Origin of the sequence: Bacillus sp. AFS088145 (genome assembly GCF_002564465.1) — a bacterium.
Taxonomy (GTDB): domain Bacteria; phylum Bacillota; class Bacilli; order Bacillales; family Bacillaceae_G; genus Gottfriedia.
Genome location: NZ_NUUX01000009.1, coordinates 132,167 through 149,914, shown reverse-complemented (window position 1 = coordinate 149,914; position 17,748 = coordinate 132,167). Strand labels below are relative to the sequence as shown.

At 31.5% G+C, this 17,748-nt stretch carries 14 protein-coding genes; 2 read left to right on the top strand and 12 right to left on the bottom strand.

The window, feature by feature from the left end; translation table 11 throughout:
- Positions 1 to 310 precede the first annotated feature (310 nt).
- Complete coding sequence (locus COI44_RS06745; RefSeq protein WP_056471423.1) at positions 311 to 685, bottom strand: hypothetical protein; 375 nt, start codon at positions 683 to 685, stop codon at positions 311 to 313.
- A 550-nt stretch (positions 686 to 1,235) separates the two neighbouring features.
- On the opposite strand from COI44_RS06745, the gene COI44_RS06740 reads away from it, so the two are divergent.
- On the top strand, positions 1,236 to 2,486 hold the full coding sequence (locus tag COI44_RS06740) for an MFS transporter (RefSeq protein WP_179887033.1): 1,251 nt from the start codon (positions 1,236 to 1,238) through the stop codon (positions 2,484 to 2,486).
- A gap of 479 nt (positions 2,487 to 2,965) precedes the next feature.
- On the top strand, positions 2,966 to 3,838 hold the full coding sequence (locus tag COI44_RS06735; protein ID WP_098427228.1) for a hypothetical protein: 873 nt from the start codon (positions 2,966 to 2,968) through the stop codon (positions 3,836 to 3,838).
- A 231-nt stretch (positions 3,839 to 4,069) separates the two neighbouring features.
- Here the strand turns inward: COI44_RS06735 and COI44_RS06730 are convergent, their stop codons facing one another.
- The 11 genes from COI44_RS06730 to COI44_RS06680 form a co-directional block, all read right to left on the bottom strand.
- Positions 4,070 to 5,158, bottom strand: coding sequence for a DNA alkylation repair protein (locus COI44_RS06730; RefSeq protein ID WP_098427227.1), 1,089 nt, complete (start codon positions 5,156 to 5,158; stop codon positions 4,070 to 4,072).
- A gap of 34 nt (positions 5,159 to 5,192) precedes the next feature.
- Positions 5,193 to 5,963: a hypothetical protein gene (locus COI44_RS06725; RefSeq protein ID WP_098427226.1), complete on the bottom strand. Its 771-nt coding sequence runs from the start codon at positions 5,961 to 5,963 to the stop codon at positions 5,193 to 5,195.
- Positions 5,944 to 6,441 (bottom strand): ECF transporter S component, encoded by a 498-nt coding sequence (locus COI44_RS06720; protein ID WP_179887032.1) that lies wholly within the window; start codon positions 6,439 to 6,441, stop codon positions 5,944 to 5,946. The genes COI44_RS06725 and COI44_RS06720 overlap by 20 nt, the downstream gene beginning before the upstream one ends.
- 14 nt (positions 6,442 to 6,455) lie before the next feature.
- Positions 6,456 to 7,055: a histidine phosphatase family protein gene (locus tag COI44_RS06715; protein WP_098427224.1), complete on the bottom strand. Its 600-nt coding sequence runs from the start codon at positions 7,053 to 7,055 to the stop codon at positions 6,456 to 6,458.
- Positions 7,052 to 7,792, bottom strand: coding sequence for an adenosylcobinamide-GDP ribazoletransferase (cobS, locus tag COI44_RS06710; RefSeq protein ID WP_098427223.1), 741 nt, complete (start codon positions 7,790 to 7,792; stop codon positions 7,052 to 7,054). Before cobS ends, COI44_RS06715 begins: the two co-directional genes overlap by 4 nt.
- Before the next feature lie 10 nt (positions 7,793 to 7,802).
- Positions 7,803 to 8,369 (bottom strand): bifunctional adenosylcobinamide kinase/adenosylcobinamide-phosphate guanylyltransferase, encoded by a 567-nt coding sequence (cobU, locus tag COI44_RS06705; RefSeq protein WP_218926911.1) that lies wholly within the window; start codon positions 8,367 to 8,369, stop codon positions 7,803 to 7,805.
- A gap of 62 nt (positions 8,370 to 8,431) precedes the next feature.
- Positions 8,432 to 9,151, bottom strand: coding sequence for a hypothetical protein (locus COI44_RS06700; RefSeq protein WP_286163796.1), 720 nt, complete (start codon positions 9,149 to 9,151; stop codon positions 8,432 to 8,434).
- Positions 9,152 to 9,277: 126 nt separating this feature from the next.
- The gene (locus COI44_RS06695; protein WP_179887030.1) at positions 9,278 to 10,393 is read right to left on the bottom strand and encodes a Ger(x)C family spore germination protein; all 1,116 of its coding nucleotides are present in this window, start codon (positions 10,391 to 10,393) and stop codon (positions 9,278 to 9,280) included.
- Positions 10,394 to 10,401: 8 nt separating this feature from the next.
- Positions 10,402 to 11,868, bottom strand: coding sequence for a spore germination protein (locus COI44_RS06690; RefSeq protein ID WP_098427221.1), 1,467 nt, complete (start codon positions 11,866 to 11,868; stop codon positions 10,402 to 10,404).
- Entirely contained in the window at positions 11,865 to 12,935 is a 1,071-nt protein-coding gene (locus tag COI44_RS06685; protein ID WP_098427220.1) for a GerAB/ArcD/ProY family transporter, read from the bottom strand. Before COI44_RS06685 ends, COI44_RS06690 begins: the two co-directional genes overlap by 4 nt.
- Positions 12,936 to 13,090: 155 nt before the next feature.
- Entirely contained in the window at positions 13,091 to 17,263 is a 4,173-nt protein-coding gene (locus COI44_RS06680; RefSeq protein ID WP_098427219.1) for a S8 family serine peptidase, read from the bottom strand.
- Positions 17,264 to 17,748: the final 485 nt, after the last annotated feature.

Sequence of the window (17,748 nt, the reverse complement as noted above, 5' to 3'; positions counted from 1 at the left end):
TGAACATTTTTTATTCATTTTTCTTAAATAAAAGATTGTAGTACAAAATTATATATAACTAATCAAGATGATTAAAAGAAAACCCAAGTTCTAATAAAGAACTCAGGCTATTAGGTAGGGGCTAAATTGTTTCAGATTCCCTGTTTTATTTGATTAATATAATTTCAATTTAGACTAATAGAAGGAAGATAATATTTTAAATAACCTGCTACTTGTCGATAAATTAGTTTTTTTAAAAATTAAACGCATAAACATAATAAGTACAAAAAATAATGGAACTCTAATTCATTGGTATTATTAAATAAAAAAATTACGATAACTTAACTTTTCGAACTACTTGGATCTTGACGTGTTTAGGTATATCACCTTTAATCGTCACTTCTCCATTTGATAGAGCAATTTTTGCTCCCCATCCATTTTTAAATTTTTTAATTTTTACTCGAAGTAATCTTATTTCCACCTGACCTAATCCAGATTTGTTTTTTACTTCTAATTCTGGTGTTTTTGCATTACCAATATTATGTAGAAGTAGTTTTACTCTAATTAGTGGTTCTTCATCGCTTTTTACGATTACATATGCGTTCCCTTGTTCATCCTCTTTAAATTGGTCGTAGGTTACTGAAAAGCCTTTTGTACTTAAGTAAATTTCTCCATCATCATTTACTTTGTAAACTGGTGAAAACATATGTCTCTTCTCCTTGCCTTATATTGTTCATATGTAAATAAAGAAAACTTGTCGATTGGCCAGCCTTTAAAGCGAAGTCAGAAACGTTGGTGCACTTATACTTTACTCCTAGAATTGGCTACTACGTCGACTACTCATCATCGCTGCCAACTTATACTATCTTTAAAGTGCAATAAAAAATTGACGATGAAATAAATAAATTATTTTTACGTCAATTTTAATATTAGTATGGCTTAACTATTAAAAAATGTTCTTTCCAATATTTAATATGTTTAAAATATGATTCTTATTACATCAGACAGATTATTCTATTTTATTAAAAATTATTATAAAATGCAATTTTTAAACACTGAAATTAATAGCTAATTTTTGGGAATTTCTGTTCAAGATAAAGCCATTATTTTACATTAAAACTTAGTTCTAAAACATAGTATTTAATGAATAAATATGCTATTGTTCTAATGAATTATTTAAAAATTTAAAATCAAATATTCTATTTTGAATTTTGTTTAAAATTAGGAAATTAATACAAAGGAAGAAGGAACGTCAGTTGATTTACAGTAAACAGGATGTGCTACACAATGAATCCCAGAGCATTAAAAATGGAGCTGCATCTACAATCGCAATCAGTTTATCAAATAACTATTTTATTTTGTTTGCTATAGCAATTTTAGGTGCTACCAATTATCAAGTTGGTTTAATTTCTTCCTTACCTTCAATTGTCGGAATGGCCGCAATGCTCCCAGCTGCTTTTATGGTTAATAAGTTAGAAGAAAAAAGAAAATTCACTGCTTACTCCATTTTCTTTACTCGTTTTTTTCTATTAATAATGGTATTTCTTCCATTTGTTAAATCAGAGCATATCGCATGGTTTTTTGTTATTTTAATTGCATTAATGAATTTTCCCGGCACATTTCTAAATTTAGGCTGGCAAGCATTTATTGGTGATTTAATTCCAGCAGATCGTCGAAACACATTTTTTGGCAATCGAAATAGAATACTTACCTTTACTGGAATGATTGTAACGCTTGTAGCAGGAATATGTATGAAATCTATCAGCCCAAAAAGTGCCCTTCCATATCAATTACTTTTTTTATTCGCATTTATATTCGGAATGATTGAGTTCTTTTATATATTAAAACATAAAGAGGAGAAGCAAAAAATTGAAATTTCTAATCACTATTCTCCTTTCTCAAAACATCTTTTTCAGTATAAACCCTATATCTCATTTTTAGTTTGTGCACTATTTTTTAACTTCGCGTGGCAAATGGCCTGGTCATTATTTTCGATTTATCAAATAAGATTTGCTCATGCAACTGCTTTTTGGATTAGTTTATTTACAGTAAGCAACCAACTTTCACAAATCGTAAGTTTTCGTTGGTGGGCAAAGATGGCGAACCGTTATAGTAATACTCAATTATTAATTTGGATTTCAATCGGAATGGCCTCAGCACCTATTTTAAATATTTTATCAACAAATTATGTATACTTATTTATTGTAAACTTTACATCCGGATTTTTTGTATCTGGTACAGTTTTAATATTATTTAATAGCTTACTAGAAGCTACCGAAGAAGAACATCGCACTTCTTATATTGCCAATTATAATTTCCTACTTTCAATCGTTGCCTTCATCGCTCCACAATTTGGTGTGTTTTTACTCGAATCATTCAGTATGAATATTGCGATGATTATTTCAACGATATTCAGAGGATTGGCAGGAATATTTTTTGGAGTGATGGCCTATAAAATGGCGCATTCAAAACAATTAGATTATAAGGAAAATAAAATATCTCTCTAAATAAAATTAAAGGAGTTCAAACTATTGAACTCCTTTTAGAATTTTAGATGATCTAATAATGATTTTAATGTTAAGCGGTTTTATAAGATCAACAAATTTTAGTAATTGTTTATTCTTAAGAAGTTAAAAATAAATAAGAGCTAATTTTTAGAAAAACAAGTTCAAACATCATTTTCATAGCGTTACCTTAAGGAGTATAAATATGTAATTATTTATTAAAAACGACCATTCTTCAATAATAAAAAAGTGAAACAAAAAAAGAGCCCCTGTACAGACTCTAATTAAACTTCTTGCTCAATGCTCTTTTTATAGGCAACAGAATGACTATATAATCATACTTTAATTAATGTGATATTTATTTAATTGGCCCTATTTAGATGTTACTGGTTTTTTTTAGTAAAATTAGCTATTCTTGAAGATTCAAATCCAAATGAATTTGATACTATTAAAATTAGTACGATTTAGGAAAGGATTTTGATATGACTATAGATTATCGTTTTTATGAGAGTCCAACAGATCTTGATTTGCAGTTTGATTTTTGGAATAAGATGACCGAATCTCTACCATATGCTTGGAAAGCAACTTTATCTCCAAAATTATTTGAACAACAATCTGAGTTTAATGAAAAATCTAGATGCTTTGCTTTTGACGGTGATCAACTTATAGGTTATATGAGTTTCTCTGGTAAAGGAGAGTTTGTTTCATTAGGTTATCCATGGGTATTGCCAGAATATGAGGATACTGTGCGAGATGAATTGTTTGAAAGAGTTTATCAATTTGCTGTTAGTGAGGAATACGGTGGAAAATTATTTGCACAGCGATTTAGAGGACAGTGGTCAAAACAAATAGACTATTTCTTATCAAAAGGCTTCAACATTACCAATCGTACTCAAATAGTTGGTGCGTATTATCCACTTCTTATAAAAACAATCCAAAGTATTCCTGGATTTTCGTACGAGATAAAAGATCAATTTCAATTTAATGTTTGGAAAGATTTAAAGATGAAGCAACAAATTCTTACTAACGAACAAGTTGCCATGATGAATGAGTATTATAGCTCAATTGAATTTGATTATGCAGTTGAATGTAAGCTAGAAAATCAAGTCATTGCCTATTTTGGTATGACAATACGACCAGATACTGGGTATTCAGAAATATTAGCTGTTGCTTATACTGAAACAGCTATACCTTATTTTTATGATATAATGTCGATCATCCATAATGAAAACATCAATCGAAAAGTTACAGTAGTTACAATCACTAAATCACAAATTCCTAAAAGTGTGTTACAAGAAAAACTTGGCTTTACTCCACTAACTGAAGATGTGATGATGCACAAGAGACAGGGTTAAGTGATAGAGGGAAAGAAAACTGAGTTTTAAAAAACATAGAGAGATTCCAAAAAATCTGAATCTCATAGTGAATTTCAGACTGATTGCAAGCGCTTGTCTTTCGAGGCGCGAAGCCTGGTGAGGAGCGGAGTTACCTTTGACGGTAATGAGCACCGCAGACAGGCGAAGCAACGAAGAAAGCGAGCGTTTGTCAACAGTCTGAGAGATTCCAAAAAAATTTGAATCTCTTATTTAGTTTACCGTAAAGTCATAAGTTCCACTTTCCACTCCATTGATCAGTATTGTGATGCTATGTTGGCCTGGGTAGTGTTTTCTTGTTGATAAGTTTTTGAATGAGTGTTTCTTGTTGTATGATAATGTTTTTTCATTTTCAATTGTATTTTCGGATATTTTAAAGATTTTTCTTGTACGGTTACCTTTTGACTTTACATAATCAATTGCGAATTCGATTCTAAGTTTTGTGGTGGTTGGTTCGTTACTATGAATGGTAAATGAAAAGTTTAAATCTCCACCAATTTCGATCTTGTCTGATAGTAATTGGAATTGGTCTATATGAATTGCTTTTGTCGTTTGAAATCCAAAAATCGTTAAAGCTTCTATATTACCTTTTTTTAATAGGGTTCTACATGCGTGCTTTATAATCCAATTGGTATGTGGATTTTTACCGTACCATTCTTTCGCAATTTTTAATACTAGAGTTGGGTGATTTTTCGAAATATCGTTTAAATTATTCGCTACACTTTTTCGAACATATAATGACTCGTCTGCCTTTAAGTTTTCTAGGATAGGAAGAATTGGAGTTGGGTCTTTTCTTAGACTTTTTAGAACCATTCCCCATGGTAATTTTGGACGGCATCCTTCACTTGCAAGTCTTCTTACATGTTCATCTGGATGAGTAGACCATTTTAGCATTTGTGTCATCATTCGTTCTTGGTCTTGTACAATGAACGGTCTAACAGCAAATTCTGATGTTGAGTGCTTTGTGAATAATTCTAGGGCTTCTATTGATTTTTCCCAATGTTCTAAGCCATACACTTCAACAAAATCAGGAAAAAAAATACTACTTAATTGGCCTTTTGGAAAGTTCTCTAATATACTCCTTAAAATCTCTATTGATTTTTCATATTTGTTTGGAAGTGTCTCTCCCAAACAAATCGTAATATGTCTCATTCTTTCCTTTAATGTTTTTTCTTCCCAACTTTCATTGAAAACCTTATTCATAAATGTTTCACGATTAAAGTCTGTATAGACAATACTGATCTCGTTTGCAATTTTTGAAATTAAATCGTAGTTATATAAATCTTTTAAAGCTTCTGCCATATTATTTCTCCATATTTTTATTTCAATCGATTCATTAAACGATCTCACCTAGTAATGTGATTGGCTGTAAGATTTGCCTTTTTAATCTCTCAATCGCATCCTTTTTAATAATTGCTAGAGCACATGTCGCGGGACCTGCCGATTTATGTAATGGGATACTAGATTGATTTACTAATTTTATTTCGATATTATTTGTTTCCATCAACTGATTCAATTCATATTGAACGCCTTTTGAACCGATTGGTAATAGATCTGAGACATCTTCGCTATTAGTTAATTGCTTTAATGAATTAAAATTAATAATCTCGTTTTTATTTTCATTTAAATCCTCTAATACTTCATTTCCTACTTTTGGATAACCAATTAATATTACACGGTCCCCTGAAATGATTTCTTTTCTAATATATGGATTATAAATTTCTCCCATTAAAGTAATTCCTAAACCTGTTTGTTTTGTTGGAATATTTTCTTCTGTACTTCCAGTAATATTTATTTCTAAGTTGTCTTCATAAAAATTAGCTTCATTATATTCTTTAATTGCTTTTTCAATCCCGTTTATTATTCGCTTACCTCTTCCATTCATTTCTACACATAAAGTATTAATTAAAACAGTAGGCTTAGCTCGAAATGCTAATGTTTCAACTAAACATAATTTGGCTGTTAAATAACCTACAATTTCTTCATCAACTTTTATGAAATCAAGCTCACTCATCCCTATTCCACCGCAGCTATCACAAGCAATTGTAAAATAACGATTCTTATCTATATGCATTAAAGTTAAATCTCTATATTTTGAAATTTGCACGTTTCATCACCTTTTGAAGTATAAATGCTAAAACAATATTGGCCGCTGAAGCTAAAGTCAATGGCACAACCATTAAGATAAAAAAACTACTAACAGTCTTTACTGTAAACGAGTGATTCAAATAAGCAATTAATAGACCGCTTAATAAAGTTGCCACTGGACCATTTAAAATAATTGCAACGACCATCGCTATGTATTGATTCATTTTTTTAAATAATACGCCAAAAATCCAAACAATCACAAACATTTGTATTGCGATAAATAGATGCACTGGTACTGTAAAAGGAAAACCCGAAGTAATTGCTGTAAGAAGATGACCTAGTGCCCCTACAATCCCGCCGGCAATCGGTGAAATCATCATAGCAGCCAGAAAAGCCGGCAATGAATCAAATGCAATAGAATAAACTATTTTTATATTAGACAGTACTGCACTTAATGCGATAAATAATGAAAGTAAAACAATTTTTTTTGTGTTCAAGTTTCTCCATCCTCTTAATTTAGTTGAATGATATTTTTTAAAAATCCAAAACCGTCTTTATACTCAATTTCAATAATACATCCATTACTAGTATAAAATTTCCAGAAATGACTTAAATCTAAATGAAGTAAATTTAAGAGTAGTAGCTTCATAATTCCTCCATGTGATACTACTATTACATCTTCGTTTTTTGATCTAATGTCATGACAAAATGTATTAACTCTTTCTGCACACTGCTTTAAGCTTTCCCCATTCGGAATTTGAAAATGAATCAAATCTTCATTCCACTTTTCTACAACTTCAGGCACTTCAATTAAAAGATCAGTATATGTTTTTCCTTCAAATAGCCCAAAATTTGTCTCTTGTAACCGATGATCAACTATTTTCGATTCTCCTATTAAATCTTCTATCGCATCACTTAATAACGTGCATCTACGAAGTGGACTAGAATACAAAGTATAGCGTGAAGTAGGCTCAATCATTATCGTAAACTGGGTTATCACACTACCTATTTGACTTAGGCCTTTTTCTGTTAAATCAAAATCAGTCATTCCTGCATAAACCTTTTTTCTATTTCCAATGCTTTCTGTATGTCTAATTAAAAATATTCTCATACTAATCTCTCACCTATAGCAGCAAAAATTAAAAAGCATAATTGGGAAACTTCAATTGTAAATCCAATTACATCTCCTGTAATTCCATCAAGTTTTTGATTGATTCTTTTCGTTACAAATGTAATAAAAATAAACGTGATACATACCGCAAAAATAATAGCTATTTCATTCATTAATACACTACTTACACAAATAAGTAACACGTATGCAATTAGAACAAATAATGAATTAGATTTTTTGGCTTCGATTATAAATTGACTTCCAAATCCTTCATTTCTAGCATACGTACTTATTCTGCATGTAAATAAGGCAATGCATCTTCCAATAATCGGAAATAAAAAAATAACAAATGTAGTACTATTTGATAAAAATAACCAATCTCCTAAAAATAAAACAATTAAGGAAATGACCCCAAATGCGCCAATGCGACTATCTTTCATAATTTCTAGTATTCTTTCTTTTGAACGATAACTAAAAATTCCATCTGACGTGTCAGCTACTCCATCAAAATGTAATCCACCTGTTAAGAATAAATAGACTAATAGAATAAGAAATGCATTGGCTTCTTTGTCCAAGACTAATGAAATTCCAGTATTCAAACTAACAAGTATTAAACCAAATAACACACCTACTAATGGAACCAATCTAATTCCTTTTCCTAGTTCGGCTTCAATAAAATCGTAATTTTTAACCGGGATGGTTGAAAAAAAACTGAGGATCATTTTAAATCGATTCATATTGGTACTCCTACTTTATTCTTAATGGTATACCAGCTGTAACGAGTATAACTTCTTCTGCTCTTGCAGCAATTTTTTGATTTATACGCCCAGCAATATCTCTAAAAATCCTGCCTAATCGATAAGATGGAACTAGCCCATATCCTACCTCGTTCGTTACAATTATTAATGTCTTACTATGCTGCTCACACATGTCAATCAACTCGTTCACTACAACTTCTATATCTAACTCTAGCTTGTTTATTTGCTCATTATTAATCGTTTCAAAATCAACATCAGTATAATGATCAAACATTAAATTTGTCACCATAACTGTCATACAATCTAATAATACATACTTCGATTGTATAAATTCTTCATGCGTTTTTAGTTGATTAAAATGTTTATAGCGCTCAATGGTATGCCAATTGTTCGGACGATCATCTTGATGTCTTTTAATTCTTGTATTCATATCTCCATCAAACGGGATTGCTGTAGCAATATAAACTACATCATTTGCGGTTGTTTGTAACTCCTTTATTCGTCTTTCTGCATAGGAACTCTTTCCACTACGAGCCCCACCAATAATTAGAATCAACGCCTTCACCTCCACGTATAAAATAATTTACCTAATTAAAGGACCGCAATATCTTGTCCTAATTATCCTAACTCTCCAAGTACAAATAAACCAACTAACAAAATGATTATTAATATAACTGAACCAATTATTTTCTTCATACTAGGTCTCGAACCATCTTTTAAAACTCTTAACCCAAGTGGTACAAGTGCAATGCAAAGTGCCAATGTAGCTACAATTGAAAATGGAGTTGTACCTTTTAGTACGCCTAGTGGTAGTGAACTCATAAGTCCTAACATTATAGAGCGAATTACCCCCATTACTCTAGCTCGATATGAACCAATGGCTAAAATAATCCAACCAAACATAATTAATGGGGATAGGCTATGGAATATATGAAACGCTCCGTAAGATTGCGCCATTACTTTTGTTGTAGAATCAACACCTTGAATTCGTACAAGCTGAAAAGCTAGATGATCAATTCCTGCATGAAAAGTACGAGCAAAAAGGCCAAATATCGCAAAACTTCCTCCCCATACTGCCCAATTTGGCTTTTTTATACTGATTAATCTACAAAGTGAGATAACTGCTGGCCACAATAAGACATTCCCAGCAATAAAGAAACTATAAGATAAAAATAGTAAAGTTGGATGAGCTTTGTATGCTTCAAGTTGATCCGGAAAGAAGAAATGAAATCTACTTCTTAAAATGACACCTGTAAGCATAAAAATTGGCCCTAATATTAGAGAGGTCCCACCTAACCAACGACCTGGAAACCAATTATCTTTTACTCTTTCATTCATAATCCTACTCCTTTTATTCAGTTCATTTCTATCATAATTCATTTTTAATAAAAATGAGCATAAAAAAGAAGGTCTCTTTAATAAAAATTAACCTTCCTTTTCGCTCTTCTCAATTCAAAACAACTTTCATCTTTTATAAACTTTACTTCCTATAATATGCACATTTACTTTTATATCTTTTATCGAATTAGTATCAACATCATTCAAGGCCTTTAAATCCCATTCTTTTCGATTAAATCGATAAGGCTTTTCCGAAATATTTAAGAGATCGGCATGAAGCTCTTCTCCTTTTTTCATTGTCTTTATAATTTCTGTTTTCATTTTATTTCTGATTTTAGAAGCAATTTTCTTTCTACTTAAATTATTCTCGTTCTGTACAATAGCTACATTTGTTTTTATATTTATAATATACTTTGGCTTCTTACCACCTTTTATGACTTTAACTGAACCATTTGAGCTTCTAATTTCTATATTCAATTTATCTTTTTCTAGTATTAGTGGCAAATTATAATTTTTTTGCTGCAAATAATCCAGTGATTTTATATCTTTTAATTTTACTTGACCTTTATATTTTTGCTGCGAGATTACATATGCGCCATTAATATAGGCTATCTTATCCTCTTTTTGCTCATTAAAATTCTTATCTTCAATATCTAGTGATGGTATCAATACTGTTCCTACTGGCTGAGTATATCTTGAAATAAAGTTATGAAATTGCATACTTAAAAGAATTAGGCTACCTCTGCTCTTTTCAGCAGGGTTATTCACTACTGTATATAAAAAGGGTAAATTAAAAAAACTTTGACTTAACAAGATTTCTTTAATTTCCAACTCGGTACCATAGAACCACATTGTGTATCTTAATAACGGTCTTCCGCTAATAAATGAATTGACATCTTTCATTTTTTTTTCTATTACCGATTTACTTAAGATGACACTGTTAACATGACCAAAATATAAAGGTATTGGTGATTTTGATTCCAATTTAGTAAATGCTGACTGTATACTTTTCCCTGTTGCTTGACCGATTAATGGAGGAGCAGGTACTTGTAATGCCCCGCTTTCTTGCTTCGCTATATTCGAAAAGTTAAGCGCTTGAATTGTTACAATATACTGATTGTCCTTATAGTCAATTCCAAAACTCGTCACCAAAGTTTGATCAATAATCGTTCGCTCTCCCCAGCATCCTGTTAAAGTGAATAAATAAAAGACCATCTGTATGATGATTAGTAATTTTTTCATCCTATACATCACTCCTTTTGACGGTCTTTATCAATTGGATTGAGAGCTTGATGTCTTGTCTTCTTATACTTTTGAGGCAACTTAAAAACTACATTTAAGAAGTCAGATAGTTTCGGAACTGATAATAAAGTTATATACGGTTGACCAAAGCTTTCTAACGAAACAATCATCGTACTAATTAGAAAAAAGCCAGTAAAAAAGCCAATCAACCCTAAAATAGACGATAAAAATAAAACAAAAAAGCGTAGGATTACAATATTTCCTGATATATTTTGATTAATTAATGTATAGCCTGAAATAACAGTTAAAGCTATTACGACAAGCATAGAAGGTGATGTTAATCCTGCGCGTATCGCGGCATCACCAATGAATAGTCCCCCTAAAACAGATACAGTTTGTCCTACTGCTTTCGGCAAGCGTATCCCAGCTTCTTTAAATAATTCAAAAAATGCTAGCATTAAACAGGCTTCTAATGGTGCTGAAAATGGTAGTCCATTCCTAGCCATACCAATCGTGGCAAGTAATTGATAAGGTATTTGATCTATATGAAATGTCACTAATGCAATATAAAATCCCGGTAGGAAAATGGTTGTTGCAATAGCAATAATTCTAAGATATCTAACTACGTTAATATAATAAAAGCTCGCATGTATATCTTCAGGTGAATAAACAAGTTGATTTAAATTGGTTGGTCCTAATAAACATGTTGGATTACCATCAACAATTATGGCAAATCTTCCTTGATTTATTGATTGTACAACGAAATCGGGTCTACCTATATTATCTATTAGTGGAAAAATTGAAAATGGTTGATCATATAGTGCCTCCTCAATTTCATAGCTACTTACAATTACGTCTTTTTTTATTGAGTTTAGTCGTTGCTTTGCATCAGATAGAATCGAAGGATTAATAATATCTTCCATATAAACTAATAGAACTTTCGTTCGACTTCGTTCACCGATTGTAAATTCGACACTTTTTAATGTTGAGGTCTTAAGTCTTTGACGAATTAATGCCATATTATCGGAAATATTTTCTACAAATCCATCTCTTGGGCCACGAATTGAATTTTCTAAATTAGATTCTTCTGGATTTCGTTTTGGTGGATTCGCTACTTGTATAAAGAATACATCATTTAAATACGAACTAAATATGACTAAATCTCCAGAAAATAAATTTTCTTCAACTTCCTTTTTAATATTTGATATTTCTTTCAACCTTTTAGTCTCGACTAAGTTACTTAATAACTCAAAATTGAATTTCTCTTCTTTCTTAATCACATTAAAGATATCATTAATGATTTGATTACTAAATTGAGTGTCAATCAAATTTGGACAAAACATTATAATGACAAAATGCGAGTCTTCTCCTTCCTTATATGATTTCGTTCGGAAATCTATATCCGATGAATGATTAAAAGACTCCATAAATTTTAATAAATTAAGGTTTTCTAAAGTTGTCGAATCTTTAGTCATGCTGAATCACCTTTTAATTTTAAAATAACTAAAAATATTAGCATGGTACACAATAAAAAGATTAAATTTATTGGAAAATAGTAGTATTGTAAAAAGTTATAAAATGACGATGCATTCCAGGGAATCATTACTGCTACTAATAAAAAAAGGGACAATACTGGTAAACTCCACTTTTTTCTTCCACTATAATTGATGATGTAATTTACAATATATAGATTTAAACTGATCCGAATAAATGCACCTGACAACCACTGAAAAATTGATAAAAAATCCAATCTAGTAATATTCATTCCTAACGTTAGAAGTTTCCATTGTTCATAAACTGGATTTCTCATTTTTTCTGCCTCAACAGGTCCAAACTCCATAATCGCTCCTGTCAGTGGCCCTAGGATTAACATTAATAATATAAAACTTACGATCATTAACCATTTTACTTTTACTTTATCTTTTAAAAAGGAATTTAAAAATAATATGAAAATGATTTCAAAAAATCCTGAGCAAGTATATATGAAACCATGAAAAAAATCATGATATCCTTTTTCGAAAATAGGAAATAGTAAACTATAATTTTTGTTCTTATCGTTCCCTATACCGACTAAAAAACCAAACAGAACAACTGGTGGTAAAATCAAAAATGCAATCGTACCAATAGTACGAATCCCTTTAAATGCTGCATAAAAGCAGATCATTAAAATTAGAAACGCTACAATAATATCCGGAATATCTTGGGTATAATTTGTATTTGCCCAAATAAGGGTAAATCGAAAGGTAACAAAAGCTGATAATAAAAAGTAGGCAACAAAGATGGTGGATAGTATGTACGCTATCGGTTTATACAATACTTTAAACATCACAGATAAAATATCTTCATTTTTAAGCTTTTTATACAAATAAAAAACTAAAGTTGTCCAAATCACGAAAGGGAGAATACTAGCAACAACCGTTACCCATGAATCTCTATGAGTAGATGTCAAAATACCTGGAACGATAAACACATGCAACATAAATCCGGTAGACATAATAATCAAGATATAAATATGAGTTGAATATATAAACTTTTTATTCATAAAAAGTCTCCCTACAAATCCTTTATTTCTTTAAATTAACCTGAAGTGAATTTTATTATGTATAAATTTACCAATGAACTAAAATAAAAAGCCTTCTCCTATAAACTAATCCGGAGAAGGCTGCTTAAAATTCTTATAAAATCTTTTACTCTTTATTACTTGTTTAATCCTAACTCTGTTAAGATACTATCTAATGTAGCACCTTTAAATGATTTTTTAGCTTGAGGAGGATTTGGAACTGTTGAATTTTGTAATCCAAAGTTCTTAACTACATAATCCATATCTTTTGCATCAACTACTTTATCAAAATTGAAGTCAGCAGATGCTTTGTTTGTACCCCAGTAAGTTTGTACAGCTAATGCATCGAGTACGTCGATTACATCATCTTTATTTGCATCACCAGCAGGAGCCACATCCAATAAATAGCGCAATTGCTTACCGATTAAATCACCACGGATATTATCAAATAAATTATCCATTGTTTGATTCATTGTAAAGTGACCTGGTACATCAACTGATAATGTATAAGGTTTACTGTCTAATTTCACACCATCGAATGCATAATCACCTTGTTTTGATGTGATTGGTGCTTGTAAAACAGTTTTACCATCATAAGATGTTAATGTAATTTTCGCACCTAATTTACTTTGATCGATCGCATAGTTTGTTTCACCTGTTAAAGGATTTTTTGCACCTTCTACTTGAAGTGTACCTGACAGTTTTGAAACTGTTGGTTTTACATTGTAACCTTCAATATAAGTGTAGACATTTTTCGTTTCAACATTTGATGTATCAATTGTAGATGTACCGTTACCTGAGAAGTTGATTGCTGAACCTGTTGTAAATGATTTATCTAATGTTTTAATATCGAAATTAAATAATTGAGTGTCTTCAGGTAACTTAGCAGAACCTGAGTAAGTAAAAGTAAAGTCATATTGCGTAATATAATCCCAAGTAGTAGGAGATGTTTTTACTGTAACTTGTGCATCCCCATATTTTTTAACTTCATCATTTACTAGAATATTGTCAATGATTCCTTGATTATTATTCAATTGAAGCGTTAATTTAGTAGTTTTTAAGTTACTAATATTATTTGCTTTAACTGAGTAGTTTACTGTATCACCAGGTACAATATTTTGCTTATTCGCTTTTAAGTAATAATACGGAGTTGTATTTTTTACAAAAGAAATTCTAATTTGAGCAGTTGGATTTAGCGCTGCATCCATTCCATAGAATGTTAATGGTAATACAGAATATTTACTATCAACTAAAATTTGATCCGTATAATCCCCATTTTTATCTACGTTAATAGGTAATGATGGGAAGAAAGAATTATAAGTATAAACAATTGTGTTATCTGATTGAACAGCTTTAATACCGTATTTTTTCGCTTCTTCAATTTCTGGATCATTTACGTTAATGTTGAAGTCATATAACATTTGTCCATTTTTGTCTAGTTGACTATCACTATACTCGATAACCTTTTGATCTAACTTGTCAAAGCTTGAAGTCATATTAGGAACAGCATATTCCAGCATAAAGTCTCTAGCTTCAGCAAATGTTTTTCCACTTTCACTCACACCAACTAGTCTTAATTTGTAATGTCCTGGTTTAATTAATTCATATTTACTGCTAATTGGGTTTTTAGCATCTCCAGTAAATGGGAAGTAATATCCGCCAACAAGTCTACCGATATTGTAAACGACACCTTCTTTTATTACTGAAGTATTAAATGAACCAATAATACCTAAATCTTGACCAGTTGTTGGATCCTGTACGACAACATCTAATGATTTCATATGTGTTTTTATAGAAACACTTCCATCAATAAATGGGTACGCATAAGTTGGATTCGTAATTTTATTTGAATAAAGTGGATTGATTAAATTAAATGATTGGATCCCCTCTTCAACTACACGAACACCAAACGGAATTTGATATTGCTCAGTTGGATCCTGAGTATTCGTGAATGTAACATACCCTTCATAAGTTCCTCTTTCAGCAGTTTTTGGAATGTTTAAATTAAACTTAATTGATTTTGAACTAATTCCATTTAACTTCACTGATGTAGGTCCTGAAAGTGTAACATTATTCGAAGCTGCATCCTTAGATCCTCTTAATCCAGTTTGATATTTCACGTCAACACTAAATGTTTTTGTTTTTTCACTACGATTCTTTAAAGTAACACTACGAGAATCTGCAATATCATTATTATCAAATCTGTATGAACCAAAGCTCATCCCACCGGTTAACTCATTAATTAATTTTTCTTTGCCGTTTACGATCGTTGGTGTTTTATCAACCACTTCTAATTCTACATTTGAATGAATTGCTTCATATGCATCTACACGTCCACTACCTACTTCAAATACACTATAAGCTTTTGATAATGGATCAGCAGTATTCATTAAGATTGATTTTATATCTTCTGGTTGTAAGTCTTTATTTGATTGAAGTAATAGGGCAGATACACCTGCTACATATGGTGTTGCCATTGATGTTCCAGACATACGCTCATATGCATACTTATAATCTTCAGGCTTTGATCCATCGCCTGTTTTATTATTTACATAAAATGGTACACTTGAAAGAATCGAAACACCCGGAGCAGTCACTTCTGGCTTGATATCATAGTTTACACGTGATGGTCCCCTTGAACTAAACGTCGCTAATTCATCTGAAGCTGTTTGTAGCTTAGTATAATCACCAAAAGAAACTTCATTTCTACCTGCTTTAACCGCTGCTGTGATTTTTAATCCCTCTTCATATGATACTGAGAATGAAGGAATAGCATCGACCGACTCACCTAAAAATGCTTGGATTGCTCCTTCACTTTGGTTATCAATATTATTAGCCATTAATACACCTACAGCGCCAGCTGCTTTTGCATTTTTAATTTTATCAATTAAAGCAATCGTTCCACGTTGAATGTAAGCAATCTTGCCTTTTAAATCTTTTCCTGTAAAATCAGATGGATTTGCTAAACCTACATCAACAAGTTGATAGGTTTTACCTTTTAATGTCGTTAAATTATCGGAGTAGTTTTGAGCTAATTGTCTAAAGTTGTATTTGTTTCCATCCTGTGTTCCGTTAAATTGATAAAGATCAATTGCAACAGATGAAGCTCCGACAGTTAATGCTAATGCAGCCGCTCCCGGTGAACCTAATGTGTCCATTTTGTCTCCATCATTTCCTGCAGCTACGACAGTCGTTACACCACTTAATACAGCATTGTTAACCGCGATAGAAGTTGCATAAAGTGGATCATTTAACGACGCACCTAATGACATATTAATAACATCCATGCCATCTTTTACTGCTTTATCAAGACCAGCGATAATAGCTTCGCTTGTTCCAACCCCACCAGGTCCAAGTACACGATATGAATAAATATCAGCTTCTGGTGCTGCACCCACCTGTTTGTATTCACTATCTGAAGCACCACGTCCACCAATGATACCTGCTACGTGAGTACCATGCTCAGTATAATAATCAGCTCCATTTGCAGATCCTGGTTTACCAGCTTTTACCCAATCAGCATATGTAGTCTCCATTGGATCATTATCATTATCTACAAAATCATATCCACCTTTGAAAGCGTCTTTTAAATCTGGGTGGTTGTAATCGATACCTGTATCAAGAATACCAACTTTAATGCCCTTTCCAGTATAGCCTTCAGCATGTAGCTTATCCAAGCCGTCATATGGCGTATAGTTTGCTACTTTAGACTCGTCTGCTTTTAACTCGCTGTTCTTATCTGATTCCTTTGGAGGGTCAATAGAGAACTTCTCGTTACTCCAAACAGTTTTAACTGCTTTTGATTTTAATAGATTTTTAATTTGATTTGCCGGTAGACTCATTGAAACACCATTAAAGGCATTTTTATATGAATGTTTAATTTTATAATCTACCTTTTTATTATTTTCATCTTTAAGAACTTGTCCCACATCTGCAGTAAAAGTAGCATGATCTTGATCAACTAATTTCCCTGCTTGTGTCTCTGTTAATGATTTACCTTCAACTTGCGCCTCAATTTTAGCCACCTTAGCAGGTTTATTTGCAAACTCTACAATAACTGAGGTTTGTTTTGTAGTTGTTTGATCTATGTCTGATGAGATTTGAAGCCCTGTCGATTCATTCGTTGAAATTTGTTTTAAAGCAGCTCGTTGCTGGGAAGTTAAATTTGCAAGTATTGTTTCTGTCTTCGTTTTCCCTGCTGCCTTTGAAACATTTGTTACATGTGCAATCGGTGCAACAACAACACTAGATGATAGAGCTAATACGGTAAAGCCTGATACAAACTTACTTTTCTTTACTCTTTTCCCCATTCTTCTTCCTCCTGGCTTTTATTTATCTAAAGTAAAATTCAATGAAGTTCTATGATTTATAAAATAGTAAGCTACTTTTTATCTTCATACATACCTCTTTACATCAAATTTACTTTCTACATTTATTATCATTTTTTTCCAATTTTCGGTCAATTGGGTTATCCCTCCCCTAATTTACCAAAGTTTTAAATTCTTCCTCTCTACATTCGACAAAATTCCTCTGAATTCACCCGTGAAAAACAATCGAAATAACCCAATTTTTCTATCATTTTAAAAGAATTAGCCAGCCCTTTGAAAACGCTTACTATTTTTAATTAAACTTTAATAGTTCTAAATAAACCCCGAAATGATAGCTTTTTTTACTTATTGAACACGATAAAACTATTTTAGAATATTTTTAATTCATCATTTATTAAGTCTGCTTTTCATTAAAATAGTCAATAATCAACACATTTTTTTGATGAAAAGTAACTACAGAGTGATGG

Coding starts and splice junctions, on each gene's coding strand:
- COI44_RS06745 (WP_056471423.1), bottom strand. CDS start 685: ATGTTTTCACCAGTTTACAAAGTAAATGATGATGGAGAAATTTACTTA.
- COI44_RS06735 (WP_098427228.1), top strand. CDS start 2,966: ATGACTATAGATTATCGTTTTTATGAGAGTCCAACAGATCTTGATTTG.
- COI44_RS06730 (WP_098427227.1), bottom strand. CDS start 5,158: ATGGCAGAAGCTTTAAAAGATTTATATAACTACGATTTAATTTCAAAA.
- COI44_RS06715 (WP_098427224.1), bottom strand. CDS start 7,055: ATGAGAATATTTTTAATTAGACATACAGAAAGCATTGGAAATAGAAAA.
- cobS (WP_098427223.1), bottom strand. CDS start 7,792: ATGAATCGATTTAAAATGATCCTCAGTTTTTTTTCAACCATCCCGGTT.
- COI44_RS06700 (WP_286163796.1), bottom strand. CDS start 9,151: ATGAATGAAAGAGTAAAAGATAATTGGTTTCCAGGTCGTTGGTTAGGT.
- COI44_RS06695 (WP_179887030.1), bottom strand. CDS start 10,393: ATGAAAAAATTACTAATCATCATACAGATGGTCTTTTATTTATTCACT.
- COI44_RS06690 (WP_098427221.1), bottom strand. CDS start 11,868: ATGACTAAAGATTCGACAACTTTAGAAAACCTTAATTTATTAAAATTT.
- COI44_RS06685 (WP_098427220.1), bottom strand. CDS start 12,935: ATGAATAAAAAGTTTATATATTCAACTCATATTTATATCTTGATTATT.
- COI44_RS06680 (WP_098427219.1), bottom strand. CDS start 17,263: ATGGGGAAAAGAGTAAAGAAAAGTAAGTTTGTATCAGGCTTTACCGTA.